At 69.6% G+C, this 17921-nt stretch carries 16 protein-coding genes and 1 riboswitch; of the genes, 4 read left to right on the plus strand and 12 right to left on the minus strand.

Annotated elements, in window-relative coordinates:
• Positions 1–356: 356 nt before the first annotated feature.
• The 10 genes from leuB to ilvC form a co-directional block, all read right to left on the minus strand.
• Complete coding sequence (leuB, locus tag KHF85_RS04320) at positions 357–1451, minus strand: 3-isopropylmalate dehydrogenase (protein WP_284568638.1); 1095 nt, start codon at positions 1449–1451, stop codon at positions 357–359.
• Complete coding sequence (gene leuD / locus KHF85_RS04325; RefSeq protein WP_284568639.1) at positions 1441–2019, minus strand: 3-isopropylmalate dehydratase small subunit; 579 nt, start codon at positions 2017–2019, stop codon at positions 1441–1443. The genes leuB and leuD overlap by 11 nt, the downstream gene beginning before the upstream one ends.
• Positions 2019–2201: a hypothetical protein gene (locus KHF85_RS04330; protein ID WP_284568640.1), complete on the minus strand. Its 183-nt coding sequence runs from the start codon at positions 2199–2201 to the stop codon at positions 2019–2021. Before KHF85_RS04330 ends, leuD begins: the two co-directional genes overlap by 1 nt.
• Positions 2201–3616, minus strand: a complete 1416-nt coding sequence (gene leuC / locus KHF85_RS04335) for a 3-isopropylmalate dehydratase large subunit (protein WP_284568641.1) — start codon at positions 3614–3616, stop codon at positions 2201–2203. Before leuC ends, KHF85_RS04330 begins: the two co-directional genes overlap by 1 nt.
• Positions 3617–3652: 36 nt before the next feature.
• Positions 3653–4042: a methyltransferase gene (locus KHF85_RS04340; RefSeq protein WP_284568642.1), complete on the minus strand. Its 390-nt coding sequence runs from the start codon at positions 4040–4042 to the stop codon at positions 3653–3655.
• Positions 4043–4046: 4 nt separating this feature from the next.
• The gene (locus KHF85_RS04345) at positions 4047–5606 is read right to left on the minus strand and encodes a 2-isopropylmalate synthase (RefSeq protein ID WP_284568643.1); all 1560 of its coding nucleotides are present in this window, start codon (positions 5604–5606) and stop codon (positions 4047–4049) included.
• A complete protein-coding gene (locus KHF85_RS04350) occupies positions 5603–6709 on the minus strand; it encodes a threonine dehydratase (protein WP_284568644.1) in 1107 nt (368 codons plus the stop codon). Before KHF85_RS04350 ends, KHF85_RS04345 begins: the two co-directional genes overlap by 4 nt.
• 198 nt (positions 6710–6907) lie before the next feature.
• Positions 6908–7156 (minus strand): ACT domain-containing protein, encoded by a 249-nt coding sequence (locus KHF85_RS04355; RefSeq protein WP_009606991.1) that lies wholly within the window; start codon positions 7154–7156, stop codon positions 6908–6910.
• Positions 7140–8861 (minus strand): acetolactate synthase 2 catalytic subunit, encoded by a 1722-nt coding sequence (gene ilvG / locus KHF85_RS04360; protein WP_284568645.1) that lies wholly within the window; start codon positions 8859–8861, stop codon positions 7140–7142. The genes KHF85_RS04355 and ilvG overlap by 17 nt, the downstream gene beginning before the upstream one ends.
• A gap of 43 nt (positions 8862–8904) precedes the next feature.
• The gene (ilvC, locus tag KHF85_RS04365) at positions 8905–9918 is read right to left on the minus strand and encodes a ketol-acid reductoisomerase (RefSeq protein WP_284568646.1); all 1014 of its coding nucleotides are present in this window, start codon (positions 9916–9918) and stop codon (positions 8905–8907) included.
• A gap of 624 nt (positions 9919–10542) precedes the next feature.
• On the opposite strand from ilvC, the gene KHF85_RS04370 reads away from it, so the two are divergent.
• The 4 genes from KHF85_RS04370 (at position 10543) to KHF85_RS04385 (ending at position 15973) form a co-directional block, all read left to right on the plus strand.
• Entirely contained in the window at positions 10543–12393 is a 1851-nt protein-coding gene (locus KHF85_RS04370; protein WP_284568647.1) for a methyl-accepting chemotaxis protein, read from the plus strand.
• Between the two features lie 219 nt (positions 12394–12612).
• Positions 12613–12713, plus strand: a riboswitch (TPP riboswitch).
• A gap of 110 nt (positions 12714–12823) precedes the next feature.
• A complete protein-coding gene (gene thiC / locus KHF85_RS04375; RefSeq protein ID WP_237650320.1) occupies positions 12824–14701 on the plus strand; it encodes a phosphomethylpyrimidine synthase ThiC in 1878 nt (625 codons plus the stop codon).
• 70 nt (positions 14702–14771) lie between these two features.
• A complete protein-coding gene (locus KHF85_RS04380; protein ID WP_284568648.1) occupies positions 14772–15437 on the plus strand; it encodes an ion channel in 666 nt (221 codons plus the stop codon).
• 161 nt (positions 15438–15598) lie between these two features.
• On the plus strand, positions 15599–15973 hold the full coding sequence (locus KHF85_RS04385; protein ID WP_284569617.1) for a hypothetical protein: 375 nt from the start codon (positions 15599–15601) through the stop codon (positions 15971–15973).
• Between the two features lie 105 nt (positions 15974–16078).
• Here the strand turns inward: KHF85_RS04385 and KHF85_RS04390 are convergent, their stop codons facing one another.
• Together KHF85_RS04390 and ppa are read right to left on the minus strand one after the other, a co-directional pair.
• Complete coding sequence (locus KHF85_RS04390; protein ID WP_284568649.1) at positions 16079–17194, minus strand: HDOD domain-containing protein; 1116 nt, start codon at positions 17192–17194, stop codon at positions 16079–16081.
• Between the two features lie 158 nt (positions 17195–17352).
• Entirely contained in the window at positions 17353–17886 is a 534-nt protein-coding gene (gene ppa / locus KHF85_RS04395) for an inorganic diphosphatase (RefSeq protein ID WP_284568650.1), read from the minus strand.
• Positions 17887–17921 lie beyond the last annotated feature (35 nt).

Raw genomic sequence — 17921 nt, forward strand, 5'->3', positions numbered from 1 at the left:
GTGGCAGCGGCTGCATCGCGCCGCAGGTTCGGTACCGGGATAAAGCGACGCTTGCATCCCGTCGGGACTGAAGTCCCTTCCCCGTGCACCAAGCCTGCGTGCCGCAAGCCCCCTGGGGGATCGTCGCGACGAACAACACAGTGGATGTGCGCGATCGGATAGCGTCGGGACTGCAGTCCCTCCCACAATGCACTCGGTGGACAGGCCGCAAGTCCCCTGCAGAGCGGTGTCAGCCGCGACGAACGAAGCGGTGGGCGTTACGGGCTCCGGCGGCCGCTGTCATCCAACAGCGGCGCCGGTGCGTGTCCCGACTCCCGGCGCTGCGCAGCCCACTGGCTGGCAGGCCGGCTTGCAACTCACTTGTGCGCTTCCTCGGCCGGCACCGAGTCATGCGCCTGCAACCGTTCCACCACCGCGCGCGTGGCCGCAGTGGTGGAAATGCCCTGTCCCGGGGCGGCGAGGTCGGCGGTGAAGGCCTGCGCGTTGAGCGCGGCGTCCACGGCCTGTTCGATCGCCTCGGCTTCGGCGTTCAGGCCCAGCGAGTGGCGAAGCAACAGGGCGGCGCTGAGGATGGTGGCGTAGGGATTGGCGATGCCCTTGCCGGCGATGTCCGGGGCCGAGCCGTGGATCGGCTCGTACAGGCCGATCCGGCCTTCGCCCAGCGACGCCGACGGCAGCAGGCCCAGCGAGCCGGCCAGCATCGAGGCCTCGTCGGTGAGGATGTCGCCGAACATGTTCTCGGTGACGATCACGTCGTACTCGCGCGGCTTGGCCAGCAGGTGCATCGCCATCGAATCGACCAGCTGGTGCTCCAGGCGCACGTCCGGGAATTCGTCGCGGCCGATGCGCGCGGCCACGTCGCGCCACAGCCGCGAGGTCTCCAGCACGTTGGCCTTGTCCACCGAGGTGACGTGGTTGCGGCGCTGCTGGGCCAGGCGGAACGCGCTGCGCAGCACCCGCTCGATCTCCTCGACGCTGTAGCGGCACAGGTCGCTGGCGTCGGTGGCGGTGCGGGTCTTGTCGCCGAAATAGATGCCGCCGGTCAGTTCGCGCACCACCACGATGTCCACGCCGGTGAGCAGGTGCGGCTTGATCGGCGAGGCATCCAGCGCCGCCGGATGCGGCTTGACCGGGCGCAGGTTGGCGAACAGGCCCAGGCCGCGGCGGATCGCCAGCAGGCCCTGCTCGGGGCGGATCTTGGCGTTGGGGTCGGACCACTTCGGCCCGCCGACCGCGCCGAGCAGCACCGCATCGGCCTGCTGGCAGGCGGCCAGGGTCGCCGCCGGCAGCGGTTCGCCATGGCGGTCGATGGCGATGCCGCCGATGTCGTGTTCGTGGAACTCGAAGGTGTGCTGGTAGCGGTGGGCGATGGTGCGCAGCACCGAGACGGCGGCGGCGGCGACTTCGGGGCCGATGCCGTCACCGGGCAGGACGACGATGTCAGCGTGCATGGGTGGCCTCGTACTGGTCGATGGCGGGTTGGCGCAGCAGCAGGTAGCCGAGTTCGTCGACGCCTTCCAGCAGGCAGGTCTGCGAGAACTCGTCGAGCGGGAACGGATAGACGCGGCCGTCGGGCGTGCGCAGTTCGCGCGCGGCCACGTCCACGGTCAGTGCGTCGTCCGGGCGCTGCATCAGGGTCTGCACGTCGGCCTCGTCCAGCACGATCGGCAGCAGCCCGTTCTTGAGGCTGTTGTTGCGGAAGATGTCGGCGATCTCGCTACTGACGATGGCGCGCAGGCCCAGGTCGGTCAGCGCCCACGGCGCGTGTTCGCGCGAGGAGCCGCAGCCGAAGTTGCGCCCGGCCAGCAGGATCTGGCGGCCGGCGTTGTGCGGCTGGTTGAACGCGAATTCCGGGTTCGGCGTGCCGTCGGCCTGCCAGCGCCAGTCGTTGAACGCGTTGCGGCCGAGGCCGGCGCGCTCGGTGGTGGACAGGAACCGCGCCGGGATGATCTGGTCGGTGTCGATGTTGGTCTGGCGCAGCACCACGCTGGCCGAGGTGAGGGCGGCGAATCCGGCCATCAGCAGGTCTCCTGGGACACGGTGGTGGGGGCGGCGATGGCCGCGTCGGGCCGCGTCGCCGGCGGCAGCGCCGCAGTGGGGACGTGCGGCGGCAGCAGCGGCTTGCCGCGATGGGCGAAGGCGCGGGTGGTGGCGGCGACGAAGGTCAGCGTGGCCGCGAACGCGGCGATGTGCGGCACCATCACGCGACCTCCGCGAACAGCGTGCGCGGGTCGCTGACCTTGCCGTTCACCGCGGCCCAGGCCGCAGTCATCGGCGAGGCCAGCAAGGTGCGCGAGCCGGGACCCTGGCGGCCTTCGAAATTGCGGTTGCTGGTGCTCACCGCCAGTTGCCCCGGCGCGACCAGGTCGCCGTTCATCGCGATGCACATCGAGCAGCCGGACTCGCGCCACTCTGCGCCGGCGGCGCGCACCACCTCGTGGATGCCCTCGGCCTCGGCCTGGCGCTTGACGACCTCCGAGCCCGGCACCACCAGCATGCGCACGGTCGGCGCGACGCGGCGGCCGCGCAGCACCTGCGCCACTTCGCGCATGTCGCTGAGCCGGCCGTTGGTGCAGGAGCCGACGAACACCACGTCCACCGGGGTGCCGATCAGCGCGTGGCCGGATGCGAAATGCATGTAGTCCAGGCCCTTCTGCGCGGCTGCATCCTGCGCCGCCGGAATCGGCACGTCCACCGCGATCGCGGTGCCCGGGTGGGTGCCCCAGGTCAGGGTCGGGCGGATCTCGCGCGCGTCGATGCGCACGTCCACGTCGAAGCGCGCGCCCGGATCGCTGCGCAGCTGCGACCAGCGCTGCACCGCCGCGTCGAACTCTGCTCCCTTCGGACCGCGCGGCGTGTTCGCCATCCAGTCGAAGGTGACCTGGTCCGGGGCGACCATGCCGGCGCGCGCGCCGGCCTCGATCGACATGTTGCACAGGGTCATGCGCTGCTCCATGTCCATCGCCTCGATGGTGGAGCCGCGGTACTCGAGCACGTGGCCGGTGCCGCCGTTGACCCCGATCACGCCGATGATGTGCAGGATCACGTCCTTGGCGCCGACGCCCGGCGCCAGCGGCCCGTCGACGGTGATCGACATGGTCTTGGCCTTGCGCTGCAGCAGGCATTGGGTGGCCAGCACGTAGCCGACCTCGCTGGTGCCGATGCCGAACGCCAACGCGCCGAACGCGCCGTGGGTGGAGGTGTGGCTGTCGCCGCAGACGATGGTCATGCCGGGCTGGGTGAGGCCCAGTTGGGGCGCGATCACGTGCACGATGCCGCGATTCTCCGAGGCCATGTCGAACAGTTCGATGCCGTAGTCGGCGCAGTTGCGCGCGAGCATGTCCACCTGCGCCTCGGAGGCCTTGGTGTAGTACGGGAGCTTGCCGTCGGCGCCGCGCGGCAGGGTCGGCGTGGAATGATCCATGGTCGCCTTGGTGCGCTCGGGCCGGCGCGGCGCCAGTCCGCGGGCCTTCAGTTCGGTGAACGCCTGCGGCGAGGTCACCTCGTGGATCAGGTGCAGGTCGATGTACAGCACCGCCGGGGCGGTGCCGCTTTCGGGGACGACGACATGCGCGTCCCACAGTTTGTCGTACAGGGTGCGGGGGATTGGATTCATTGCCGGTAACCTTGCGTGGGTCTGGAACGAGTGGGCTCAGGCGTCGGCCTGGGTCGGCACAATGGCGTGGAAGCGCAGGCGGACGTAGTCGGCGCTCCAGCGCCCGCGATCGTCGCATAGCGTTGGCGTCAGCAATGCGACGGCGGTAGCGAGAATGTACTGCCGTGTGGCAGCGTTCAGGCCGACCAGGAACGGGTCGGCGAAGCTGCGCCGCCAGCCGGCCATGCCGGTCGGCAGCGGCGTGGGCCGCGCCAGCGATGCGCTCTGCCGCAGCTGGAAACCCTGCGCCTGCAGGCGCTGTGCGCGCGGCCGTGGCGCCAGCAGGCCCGGCACCGCTTCGCCCGGCGCCGGCACGAAGCCGGCGCCGGCGCCATCGCCGGGTGCATTGCCGCGGTGGCCGGCGGCGGGCAGCATGGTCGCGCGCATCGGCTCAGGCTGCGGCGCTGGCGGCACCGGTCTGCGCGCCCTGGCGCTGGCGCAGCACGCGGTTGGCCACGTCCAGCCAGGCCAGCGCGCTGGCCTCGATGATGTCGCGGCTGGTGCCGGTGCCGTCGTATTCGGTCTCGCCGTGGCGCACGCTGAGGTTGGCCTCGCCGCGCGCGTCGGCGCCGATGCCGACGCTGTGCACCTGGTAGCTGTCCAGGGTCAGCTGCACGCCGGTGGCCGCGGCCAGGGCGGCGAACAGCGCATCCACCGGGCCGTCGCCTTCGGCATGTTCGCTGACCCGCTGGCCGTCCGGGTCGGACAGCTCGACCTGCGCGCTGGCGCGCTGGCCGCGGTCGCTGACGGTCATCGACGACAGCCGGTAACCCTGACTTTCCGGCGCGTCCTGCATCATCGCCTGCAGGTCGCTGTCGCTGACCACGCGCTGCTGCTCGCACAGCGCCTTGAACGCCTCGAACGCCAGGATCAGTTCGGCCTCTTCCAGCACGTAGCCCAGCGCGCGCAGGCGCTGCTCGACCGCGGCGCGACCGCTGTGGCGGCCCAGCACCATCTGCGAGGACTCCCAGCCCACGTCTTCCGGACGCATGATCTCGTAGGTGCTGCGGTGGCGCAGCATGCCGTGCTGGTGGATGCCCGACTCGTGGGCGAAGGCGTTGCCGCCGACGATCGCCTTGTTGCGCTGCACCGGCATGCCCACCAGCCGCTGCAGCAGCTGCGAGCTGGCGACGATGCGCTGGGTGTTGATCGCGGTGTCGATCCCGTAGAACGCGCTGCGTACCTTCAGCGCCATCGTGATCTCTTCCAGCGCGCAGTTGCCGGCGCGCTCGCCGATGCCGTTGATGGCGCATTCCACCTGCCGCGCGCCGGCTTCCACCGCGGCCAGCGAGTTGGCCACGGCCAGGCCCAGGTCGTTGTGGCAGTGGGTGCTGAAGATCACCCGCTCGGCGCCGGGCACGTTGGCGATCAGCCGCGCGAACATGCCGTGGATCTCTTCGGGCGTGGTGAAGCCGACCGTGTCCGGCAGGTTGATGGTGGTGGCGCCGGCGGCGATCGCCACCGCGGTCACTTCGGCCAGGAAATCCTCTTCGGTGCGGGTGGCGTCCTCGGCCGAGAACTCCACGTCGTCCACGTATTGGCGCGCCAGCGACACGTGCTTGCGTATCGATTCCAGCACCTGCTCGCGGCTCATCCGCAACTTGTGTTCGCGGTGCAGCGGGCTGGTCGACAGGAACACGTGCAGGCGCGGCCTGGCCGCCGCCTCCAGCGCGCGCGCCGAGGTTTCGATGTCGCTGGCCAGGCAGCGCGACAGCACCGCCAGGGTCGGCTCGCGCAGTTCGCGGCCGATCATCGCCATTGCCTCGCGGTCGGACTGTGAGCTGGCCGGGAAGCCGGTCTCGATGATGTCCGCGCCCAGCTCTGCCAGGGCGCGGGCCATGACCAGCTTCTGCTGCGGGGTCATGCTGCAGCCGGGGGATTGCTCGCCGTCGCGCAGGGTGGTGTCGAAAATGCGGATGCGGGGGGTCTGGGAAGAAGCAGAAGTGTTCACCAGATGGTTTCCTCTACGGCGGCGGTGGCTGGCGGATGGGGGAGCGAAGACACGGGGCGAGCGGGAGCGGGCGGGGCGGCGGCACGTTGGTTGCGAAGTCGCTCGGCATTGCGGCGGCGCGGCTTGCGGGGCGCGCGTGGGCGCACCTCCGACAGCAGCGTCGCCAGCACGCCGGCGTCGATGTTGCCACCGGACACCACCGCGCATTTGCGCTTGCCGGAGACGCGGCGGCCGGCCGCCAGGGCCAGCGCGCCGGCGCCTTCGGCGATGACGTGCTCCTCCAGCGCCAGGCGGACCAGCGTTTCACGCAGTTCCGCCTCGCGCACGATCACCACGTCGTCGAGCAGGCTGGCGCACAGCCGGCGGGTGATGAACCCGGGTATTTTAACCTTGACGCCGTCGGCCAGGGTGGGTACCGGGTCGATCGCGCGGATATCGCCGCGGATCGCCCGCGCCATCGAGTCCACGCCCTCGACCTGGGCGCCGACGATGCGCACGCCCTGCGAGCGCAGCGCCAGGGCCACCCCGGCGGCCAGGCCGCCGCCGCCGATCGGCACGATCACCACGTCCGGGGCGTGCGCGGCCAGCTCGATGCCGACCGTGCCCTGGCCGGCGATCACGTCCGGGTCGTCGAACGCGGACAGGAAGCGGTAGCCGTTCTGCTCGGCCAGTTCGCGGGCGAAGGCGTAGGCTTCGTCGTAGCTGTCGCCGTGCTGGCGCACGGTGGCGCCCCAATGGGCGACGCCGGCGATCTTGGTCTGCGGCGCGCCGTGCGGCATCACCGTGATCGCCTGCACGCCCAGCCGGTGCGCGGCCCAGGCCACGCCCTGCGCATGGTTGCCGGCCGAGGCGCAGATCACGGTGCGCTCGTCGCCGCGTTCCAGCCCGGCAAGTAGCGCATTCAGCGCGCCGCGCACCTTGTAGGACCCGGTGCGCTGCAGGTTCTCCAGCTTCAGCCACACCCCGAAACGCTCGGCATAGTGCACCGGCGTCGGCGGCAGGTAGCGGCGCAGCCGCGCCTGCGCGGCCAGCACGTCGGCGACGCTGACCGCTACGTCGCCTACGTCGGGTTCCTGCCGGGCGGGGCGGCCGGGGTCAGGCATGGGGTGGGTGCCGGGACTCGGGACTCGGGACTCGGGACTCGGAATGCGAATCGCGGACTGGAAGAAGACGCCCCCATGGAAGAAGACGCCTCCGCGCCGTCGCGCGGCGCTGCCGCACGGCCGGCATGAAGCCCAAGACCAGTGAGCTGCCAACGCAGCCCCCGAGTCCCGAGTCCCGAGTCCCGAGTCCCGAAAGTTTCATGGCGCTACATCCAACGCAGTCACCCGCACCGACTCGCAGTCGTACACTTTCTCCATCTGCAGGCGCAGGCTCTCGCCGGGGCGAGTGCCGTCCACCACCATCTGCAGGTGCCAGCGGCCGGCGTCGTCGGGCGCCGGCGCGCCGCGGATCGACAGCGGCGCGAAGCCGCGCCGCTCGGCCATGCCGATCGCGCGCAGCAGCGCGCCTTCGACCGGCTTCAGCACCAGGTCAAGCTGGTATCGCATGGACGGTCTCCTGGCGCTGGGTCGCGGGATTGCTCTCCAGCATGGTGCTGTTGGCCGTGTTCGGCGGCACCAGCGGCCACACGTTGGCGCGCGCGTCGATGGCCACGTGCAGCAGCGCCGGACCCGGTTGCGCCAGCAGTTCGGCCAGGCCGTCCTCGACCTGGCCGCGCGCGGTGATGCGCTTGGCCGGGATCCCGAACACCTGCGCCAGCGCGGCGAAGTCCGGGTTGTCGGACAGGTCGATCTCGCTGTAGCGCTCGGCGAAGAACAGTTCCTGCCACTGCCGCACCATGCCCAGCGAACTGTTGTCCAGCAGCACGATCTTCACCGGCAGCTTGCAGCGCGCGATGGTGACCAACTCCTGCACGTTCATCATGAAACTGCCGTCGCCGCTGACCAGCACCACGGTGCGGTCGGGGCAGGCGAACTGCGCGCCCATCGCTGCCGGCAGGCCGAAGCCCATCGTGCCCAGCGCGCCGCTGGTCAGGTGGTTGCGCGGATGGTTGAAACGGCAGTGCTGGGCCACCCACATCTGGTGCTGGCCGACGTCGCAGGCGATCACCGTGTCGGCCGGGGCCAGTTCGCTCAGCCGCTTCAGCAGGCCGGGCGCGTAGATGTCGTCGCCCGGCGCGTCGTAGCGGGTGCCGAACTTTTCGCGATGGCCGACGCAGCGCGCGTGCCACGCCTCGCAGGTGCTGGTCGCCGCGCTCAGCGCACGCAAGGCTTCGGCCACGTCGCCGGGCACGGCGATGTGGGCATGGCGCAGCTTGGAGATCTCGCAGGCGTCGGCGTCCAGGTGGATGACCCGCGCGAACGGGGCGAACTCGGCCAGCTTGCCGGTGGCGCGGTCGTCGAAGCGCGCGCCGACCACGATCAGCAGGTCCGACTCCTGCACCGCCATGTTGGCGGCGCGGGTGCCGTGCATGCCGAGCATGCCCAGGTAGTGCGGATGCCCGTGCGGCAGCGCGCCCAGCCCGCGCAGGGTCAGCACGGTGGGGATGCGGGTGATGTCGACGAACTGGCGGAACGCGTCCACCGCATCGGCCAGGGCGATGCCGCCGCCGCCGTAGATCACCGGCTTGTCGGCGCCGGCGATCGCCGCCAGCGCCTCGGCCAGTGCCGCGGCGTGCGGCGCCGGCGGGGCCGGCACCGCGGCCGGCACGTGGTCGGGCAAGTGCGAGGCGTCGCCCAGCTGCACGTCCTTGGGCAGATCGATCAGCACCGGCCCCGGACGGCCTTCGCGGGCGATGCGGAACGCGTCGCGCAGCACCTGCGGCAGGTCGTCCACGCGGCGCACCAGGAAGCTGTGCTTGACGATCGGCAGGGTCAGCCCGAACACGTCCAGTTCCTGGAACGCATCGGTGCCCAGCAGCGGCGTGGCGACCTGCCCGGTCAGGCAGATCATCGGCACCGAGTCGAGCATCGCGTCGGCGATGCCGGTGACCAGGTTGGAGGCGCCCGGACCGGACGTGGCGACGCAGACCCCGACCCGCCCGCTGGCGCGGGCGTAGCCGTTGGCGGCCAGCGCCGCGCCCTGCTCGTGGCGGACCAGGATGTGCTTGAGCTGGCTGTCTACCAGTGCGTCGTAGAACGGCATGATGGTGCCGCCCGGATAGCCGAACAGCGTGTCCACGCCTTCGGCTTCCAGGGCCTGCGTCAGCCAGCGCGCGCCGTTGCGGGGCGTGCCGTGAGCGGAGGAGTTCATACGGTGGCGACCTTTCGGTAAAAGCGGGTGGGGGAGCCGCGGGTTACGCGGCTTGGCCTGTCGCGGCCGGCTTGGTGGCAGCGGCAGCGGCGTCGCTGTTCAGCCAGACCATCTTGGCGCGCAACTGCTTGCCGACCACTTCGATCGGGTGCTGCAGGTCGGCCTGCTTGAACGCGTTGTAGTTCGGCAGACCGGCTTCGTATTCGGCGACCCAGTTCTTGGTGAAGGTGCCGTTCTGGATGTCGGTCAGCACGTCGCGCATGCGCTCCTTGGTGGCTGCGTCGATGACCCGCGGGCCGCTGACGTAGTCGCCGTACTGCGCGGTCTCGGAGACGAACTCGAGCATGCGGGTGATGCCGCCTTCGTAGAACAGGTCCACGATCAGCTTCAGTTCGTGCAGCACTTCGTAGTAGGCGATTTCCGGCTGGTAGCCGGCTTCCACCAGCACTTCGAAGCCGGCCTGGACCAGCGACGAGGCGCCGCCGCACAGCACCGCCTGCTCGCCGAACAGGTCGGTCTCGGTCTCTTCCTTGAAGGTGGTCTTGATCAGGTTGGCGCGCGCCCCGCCCAGGCCGGCGGCGTACTCGAGCGCGAACTGCTCGGCCTTGCCGCTCTTGTCCTGGTACACCGCCCAGATGCACGGCACGCCGCGGCCGATCTCGTATTCGCGGCGCACCAGCGCGCCCGGGCCCTTCGGCGCGACCAGCACCACGTCCAGGTCGGCGCGCGGCTTGATCATGTCGAAATGCACGTTCAGGCCGTGCGCGAACAGCAGGCAGGCGTCCTGCTTCATGTTCGGCGCCAGTACTTCGTCGTACAGCTTCTTCTGCACCATGTCCGGGGTCAGCACCGCGACCAGGTCGGCGTTCTTGACCGCGTCGGCGGGACTCTTCACCACGAAGCCGTCGGCCTGCGCCTTGGCTTCGGTCGGGCCGCCCGCGCGCAGGCCGACAGTGACGTCGAAGCCGGACTCGCGCAGGTTCAGCGCATGCGCGCGGCCCTGGCTGCCGTAGCCGACGATGGCGATCTTGGTGGTGGGCTGGGTGGAACTGGTCATGGGGCGGATTTCCTCGGACGGTGTAGGTAGGGGGAGCGTGTGTTTCGCGGTTACTAAAATGAAAAAACCCCGCGCCGTTGCCGGTGCGGGGTCTGATCGAATCCAGGCTGCTTGTCGCTTACACGCCGGTTCGTCCCGCACTTGTGGGCGAGGTAATAAGCACGAGTACGAGGAGCGACGCGGTGGCGTCCGCGCGCAGCGCGGTGGGCAGGCGGGTCGGCTTCGGGCTGGTGTGGCGATGCAACATGCAGCGAGATAAACATGGCCTTTACGGGGCTGTCAACCCTGCCGCCGGTGCGAAACCGCGAATGTGCCGAAAGCCGCGCCAGGACAGCATCGTTACGCCTGAAACGGTGAGCCGGCGCGAAACCCGCGCGGCCGATTGCGCGGAAAATCGGTGCCTCGCGCGGCCTCCGTGTGGCGTCTACAGGCGGCCCGGCTTGCAGCGGTGAACGACCAGGAAGCCGCGGCGCCTGCGCTGCTTGGCCAGCGCACAGGCACAACCATGCCTGCGTCTGAATCCGCACGGCAACGGACATGACGCCGATCCCGGTTGCGGCCGTGCCGCTCAGCTTGCACGGCGGCGGCCGATACCATGCGGAAGGATTCCTGGAGGGGAACACGATGTCGTTGTTCACACGCAGTCCCGGCGCCGATGGCGGACACGCCGCGGCCTTGCCGGACGCACCGGTGGCGTTGCTGCGGCTGGACCCGCAGGGACGGGTCGCTGCCGCCAATCGGGCCGCCCTGGATCTGCTCGGGGTGCGTGCGGAGGTCTTGCTCGGCGAACCCAGCGAAGCGGTGTGGGGCCTGCCGTTGGCGGCGCTGGCCGGCACCGAGGGCAGTTGGCTGGCATCGGACGCCGATCCGGCGCGGCGTGTGCGCTATCAGCGCGACCGCGACGGCGAGGGTTGGCTGCTGTCGCTGCCGCATCCGGAAACCGCCGCGCTGCTGCGCGACGTTCTGCTGCTGAGCGCCGGACAGGCGCAGGGCGCGACCAGCCCGGCGCTGCAGGCGCTGGCGCAGCGGCTGCAGGCCGGCGCCGAGGCGCAGGCCTTGCTGGACCGGGTCGGCGAGCGCCTGACCGGGTGCGACCTGGACCTGGGGCTGAGCACGCCGCTGTCCGCGCAGGAAACCGAGGCGATGCCCAGGCGGCGCCTGTCGGCCGGCTTCGGCAACCTGGCCGAGGCGATCCGCCAGGCGGTGGCGCTGTCGCTGCAGATCGCCGCCGACGTGCCGCACGTGGTCGCCGAGAACGACGAGCTGGCGCAGCAGTCGCAGACCCAGATGGACGCGTTGCAGACGGTGGTGGCGACCACCCGGCGCTTGCTGCAGGGCCTGAGCGAAATGGACCAGGAGTTGCGCGCGGTGATCGCGGTGGCGGCCAGCGCCGACGACAGCGCGCGCCAGGGCGTGGAGGCGGCGCGCGCGCTGGGCCAGGCGATGCGCGAGGTGGAGCGGCGCTCGGCGCGCGCTACCGAGGTCATCGAGGTGATCGACGCGGTCGCGTTCCAGACCAATATCCTGTCGATCAACGCCAGTATCGAGGCGGTGCATGCCGGCGCCGCCGGGCGCGGTTTCGCCGTGGTCGCCAGCGAGATCCGGCGCCTGGCCGAACGCGCCGCCGCCGCGGCGCGCGACGTGCGCGTCATCATCGGCGAGACCGGCAGCGCCTTGCACGACAGCGCGGCCTCGGCGCAGCGTACCGAGCAGGTGCTCGGCGGCATCGGCCAGTTGCTCGGCCGCGCCAGCGCGGCGATGGAGACCGTGGCCACCCGCGTCGCCGCGCAAGGCGAGGAGATCGGCGGCATCGACCGCGCGGTCGCGCACGTGGTCGGACTCAGCCGCAGCAACCTGGAGCATGTCGCGCGCGTGGTCGAGCGCAGCGCGGCGCTGGGCGCCGGCAGCGCCACGCTGCACGACTGCGTGGGCCTGTTCCGCTTGCCGGCCGATCCGATGCAGCAGCCGCGGCATGCGCGCATCCGCGAGCTGGCGACCGCGACCGCGGGCAGCATCGGCAAGGCGCTGGCCGAGGCGATCGCCCGTGGCCGCATCGACGAGGACGCGCTGTTTTCCAACGACTACACGCCGATCGCAGGCATCGATCCGCCCAAGTACCGCACCGCCTTCGATGCGCTGTGCGACGAACTGCTGCCGCCATTGCAGGAACCGCTGCTGGCCGCGCACCCGTGGATCGTGTTCGCGATCTGCGCCACCCCGGACGGCTACGTGCCGACCCACAACCTGCGCTTCAGCCAGCCGCTGAGCGGCGACCGCGCCCGCGACCTGGTCGGCAACCGCACCAAGCGCATGTTCGCCGATCGGGTCGGGCGCAGCGTCGGCCGTCACACCGAGCCGTATCTGTTGCAGGTGTATCGGCGCGATACCGGACAGATCCTGTTCGATCTGTCGGTGCCGGTGTACGTGCGTGGCCGCCACTGGGGCGGATTGCGCGTGGCCTACGTGCTGGAATGAAGCCTGCGGCGAACGCCGCAAAAAAGACGCCGCCGGTGTCGAGCCGGCGTCAGGGGGAGCGCGGCGTCGTTCTGGTGTGAACCACGCCAGGCGCGGTATTTCGCCAGGAGTTGCCGCGATGCCGGGCGCGCACGTGCCGACATTGACACGACGCCGGCCCGATTGTGCGCCGATTCAGCTGCGCGCGGTTGGCGTCCGCTGCAGAAACGGGTCTAATAGCCGCAGAAGCGGGGGTACCGTCGGCGCAGGCCGCGGTTGAGACAGTCCCTTCGAACCTGATCCGGTTGATACCGGCGTAGGGAAGCTTCGCAAGCCTGGTCCGTGCGCTGTCGCGCCGAGGCCGCGCCCGCGCCGCCGCTTCGTCCGTGATGCGAGTCCGCTCGCAACCGCCCGCACCCGTTGCGGGCTTCCAGAACCAGGACGAATGCCGATGAATGCCGTACCCAGCCCGTTGTTGCAGCAGGCCGATACCTTGTCCGAGTCGGTGACCCGGCCGATCCCCGGTTCGCGCAAGATCTTCGTGCAAGGCTCGCGTGCCGATCTGCGCGTGCCGATGCGCGAGATCCAGCTGACCCGCACCCCGACCCTGTTCGGCGGCGAAGACAATCCGCCGGTCACCGTCTACGACACCTCCGGTCCGTACACCGATCCGGACGCGGCGATCGACCTGCGCGCCGGCCTGGCGCCGCTGCGCGCGCGCTGGATCGAAGAACGCGGCGATACCGCGGCGCTGGCCCAGCTCAGCTCCGATTTCGGCCGCGGCCGCGAGCACAACGCGCGGCTGGACCCGGTGCGCTTCCCGGCCCGGCACCTGCCGCGGCGCGCGCTGGCCGGCGCCAACGTCACCCAGATGCACTACGCGCGCCGCGGCATCGTCACCCCGGAGATGGAGTTCGTGGCGATCCGCGAGAACCAGCGGCTGGAGGCGGTGCGCGATGCGCTGTTGCGCCAGCAGCATCCCGGCGAGGCGTTCGGCGCCAGCATCCAGCACGTCATCACCCCCGAATTCGTGCGCGAGGAGATCGCTCGCGGCCGCGCCATCCTGCCCAACAATATCAACCATCCGGAAAGCGAGCCGATGATCATCGGCCGCAACTTCCTGACCAAGATCAACGCCAACATCGGCAACAGCGCGCTCAGCTCGGGCATCGCAGAGGAAGTGGAGAAGCTGGTGTGGTCGATCCGCTGGGGCGGCGACACGGTGATGGACCTGTCCACCGGCAAGCACATCCACGAAACCCGCGAGTGGATCATCCGCAATTCGCCGGTGCCGATCGGCACGGTGCCGATCTACCAGGCGCTGGAGAAGGTCGATGGCCGCGCCGAGGAACTGACCTGGGAGATCTTCCGCGACACGCTGATCGAGCAGGCCGAGCAGGGCGTGGACTACTTCACCATCCACGCCGGGGTGCTGCTGCGCTACGTGCCGCTGACCGCCAAGCGCGTCACCGGCATCGTCTCGCGCGGCGGCTCGATCCTGGCCAAGTGGTGCCTGGCGCATCACAAGGAGAACTTCCTCTACACCCACTTCGAGGACATCTGCGAAATCATGCAGGCCTACGACGTGGCCTTCTCGCTGGGCGACGGGCTGCGCCCGGGCTGCATCGCCGATGCCAACGACGCGGCGCAGTTCGGCGAATTGGAGACGTTAGGCGAGCTGACCAAGCTCGCGTGGAAACACGACGTGCAGACCATGATCGAAGGCCCCGGCCACGTGCCGATGCAGTTGATCAAGGAGAACATGGACAAGCAGCTGCGCGAATGCGGCGAGGCGCCGTTCTACACGCTGGGGCCGCTGACCACCGATATCGCGCCCGGCTACGACCACATCACCTCGGCGATCGGCGCGGCGATGATCGGCTGGTTCGGCACCGCGATGCTGTGCTACGTGACGCCCAAGGAACACCTGGGCCTGCCCAACCGGCAGGACGTGCGCGACGGCATCATGGCCTACAAGATCGCCGCGCACGCGGCCGACCTGGCCAAGGGCCATCCGGGCGCGCAGGTGCGCGACAACGCGCTGTCCAAGGCGCGCTTCGAATTCCGCTGGGACGACCAGTTCCACCTGGGCCTGGATCCGGAAAAGGCCAAGGAATTCCACGACGAGACGCTGCCCAAGGACGCGCACAAGCTGGCGCACTTCTGTTCGATGTGCGGCCCGCACTTTTGCTCGATGAAGATCACCCAGGACGTGCGCGACTACGCCGCCGAGCACGGCGTCGGCGAGACCGACGCGTTGCAGGCCGGCATGGCCGAGAAATCGGCGCAGTTCCTGGAGGCCGGCGCCGAGGTCTATCGGCAGGAATAGGCCCGGGATCATCCCGCCGCCGTGGCGTGCGCTTGTCTATGATGCGCGCACGTCCCTTCCGGAATGCCGCATGCTCCGCTACGCGCTCGCCTTGCGTCGCCACCCGTCCGCGTTGCTGCTCAGTGTGCAATTGTTGGGCCTGCTGCTGTATCCGCTGATGGAAGACACCGCCGCCGGGCGCGCGCTGTTCGGCGCGTTCGGCATCGTGGTGCTGGGCCTGGCGCTGTGGGTTGTGAACCGCAGTCCGTCGGTGTTGTGGGTCGCCTGGTGCCTGGCGGTGCCGTCGGTGGTGCTGTCGATCGCCGCGGCGCTGCGCGACAGCCCAGAACTCGGCGCGTTCGCGCAACTGCTGGAAAGCCTGCTGTATTTCTATACCGCGGCCAGCCTGATCGCCTACATGCTGCAGGACCACGAGGTCACCCGCGACGAACTGTACGCGGCCGGCGCGACCTTCACCTTGCTGGCCTGGGCGTTCGCCTTCGCCTTCTCGGTGTGCCAGCAATGGCTGCCGGGCAGCTTCATCGGCGCGCAGACGACGCAGTCGCCGCGTACCTGGATGGAACTGCTGTACCTGAGTTTCAGCGTGTTGTCCGGGGTCGGCCTCAGCGATGTGTTGCCGGTGTTGCCGCTGGCGCGTTCGCTGGTGATGCTCGAACAGTTCGCCGGGGTGATGTACATCGCGCTGGTGGTGTCGCGGCTGATCGGACTCAGCGTTACACGCAAACCCAAAGCCTGAGCTGCGGCTAAAAAAACGCGCCAGGCGGCGCGTGATCTTGCAACCTTTATATGAGTTTCGTCGGCGCAGAGAGCCTGTAGTGCTTCGCCGCGGTTGGCGGCGGCAACGACTAGGGTGGAATTTGTCGGCGTCGCCACGCCTGGCTGCATTCGTCGCATTTGATGCTGGTGGCGGCCGAGGGGCATGGCGTGGCGCGCGAGGCCGCGCGCTGCGACGGCACCGAACTGCTCCGTCTCGATTGGCCCCCGGACGGGCGCGGGCTGCTGTTCGGCAGCATGACCGGCAGCGGCCAGGTCATCGACGTGACCCGTACCCTGATCAACGGCGGCTACCAGCAATACAAGCGCGACAACGAATCGGACACGCCGATCGAGCGGCGCAATGGCTGGGGTAGCCACGACTGGGGTTCCAACTTCCGTCTGTGTTCCAACTTGAGCATGGATTGGAGCTGCGGCGACTTCGGCGTCAACTGGGGCGTACGTTGCTACTCCAGTCTGCGTGAGGCATGCGCGTATGACCTGGGCGGCGGTTCGTAGCGCAACGAGCCGGGCTTGCCAATACGATCCGCGATGCGCATGCCCGCATGAGCGAGGCGCTTCCCCGCGAACTGCCCGCGTTGCGCGAGGAGCGCCGACACGGGACTAGGCCGACGTCAGCCCCATCAGGTTTTCCGCCTGTTCGCGCCAGGCCGGCAGCTTGCTCAGCGTGCCGGTCTTGGCCAGGTAGTCCTCGTCGATCTCCGAGCCGCTGGCCAGCGCCATCGCCACGTGCACCGCGCCGGTGACCCAGAAGCTGCGGGTGCTGGAGCGCTGCGGCTGGCGGTGGAACGCCACCGCCTCGATGATCGGCATCGGCAGGCCCCACAGGCCGAGCAGGTAGGCGCCCGCCTCGGCATGGCCGGGACGTTCCTCGTCGCCCTCGACCGCCGACTCGCGCTCGTTGCGGATGCCCGGCAACAGCAGGCCGATGTCGGCCAGCAGCGCGGCGGTCGCGCCCAGTTCGGCGCTGGAGGACGGCAGCATCTTCGACGCCAGCTTCGACGCCAGCAGCGAGCGCTGCTGCAGCGCGTTGCGTTCGGCGTTGGACAGCGCCTGCACCGAGAACACCTCGCTGGCCAGGACCAGGTCGCGCAAGGTGGCGATGCCCAGCCGGGTCACCGCGGTGCGCAGGTCGGACATCGTGCGGCCGTTGGAGAAGTACGCCGAGTTGCACAGCTGCAGCACCTTGGCCGCGATCGCCGGATCGGCCGAGACCAGCTTGGCCAGGTCGGCGGCGTTGCTGCCCTCGTCCTGTTCCAGCGCATGCATCAGGCTCAGGTACAGATGCGGCGGCGACGGCAGCTTCTCAATGCGGCCGATGCTGGCGCGCAAGCGCGGATCGCTCAGCAACTCCTGCAGTTCCTCGATGCTGGTGACCGCCTCGAGCAGCATTTCCGGGGACAGCGGCAGCGGCAGGAAGCGGTGCGCCACGCCGATGATGCGCGCTGGCGGCGCACGGTTGCTCTGCTCGGCGTCGATCAGCGCGACGCGGATGGTTTCCGGGCTCAGCGTGCGGATCTGGCCGAGCAGGGTGGCCGTGGTCAGGTCCGGCAGCGCCGGCGCGGCGATCACCGCATCCAGGTGCTCGGTGGCGGCAGCGGCGATGGCCGAATTGCCGTCGAGCACGGTCTGGACCTGCCAGTCCTCGCCCAATTCGCGAATATATTCGGTGACTTCGGCCGGCAGGCTCGCTTCGTCGCCGACGAACAGGATACGCAAGAGACTTCCCCCAGGAAGGGACCGGTTCACGCTCGACCGGCCCGGATATTCGTTTCGCAATGTACTCCAAACCCCGCACTGCGACAGGGTTGGCACTCGTAAAACGTGAAGCGGGTCAGCCGCGGCGGGTCTCCCCCTCCGCCGCGACGCCCTGTTGGTCAGACGCTGGCTTTGTAGCGCTCGACCGCGTCCAGCAGGATCTGCTTGGCTTCGGCGGCGTTGCCCCAGCCATCCAGCTTGACCCACTTGCCCTTCTCCAGATCCTTGTAGTGCGCGAAGAAGTGGCCGATGCGCTCCATCCAGTGGCCGGAGACCTGGGCGATGTCCTCGATGTGGCCGTAGCCCTCGAACACCTTGGCCACCGGCACCGCCAGGATCTTCTCGTCGCTGCCGGCCTCGTCGCTCATCTTCAGCACGCCGACCGGGCGGCAGCGCACCACGCAACCGGGCACCAGCGGCAGCGGCAGCACCACCAGCACGTCGGCCGGGTCGCCGTCGCCGCACAGGGTGTTGGGCACATAGCCGTAGTTGCAGGGATAGCGCATCGGCGTGGACAGGATGCGGTCGACGAAGATCGCGCCGCTGGCCTTGTCCACTTCGTACTTGACCGGCTCCGAATCCTTGGGGATTTCGATGACGACGTTGATTTCTTCCGGGAGATTCTTGCCGGAGGTGACCAGTTCCAGACCCATGCGCTAGCTCCAGTGGAGTGGCTTCTAAAGAGGTC

The sequence above is a fragment of the Xanthomonas graminis pv. graminis genome (genome assembly GCF_030168915.1).
GTDB classification, from domain to species: Bacteria; Pseudomonadota; Gammaproteobacteria; order Xanthomonadales; family Xanthomonadaceae; genus Xanthomonas_A; species Xanthomonas_A translucens.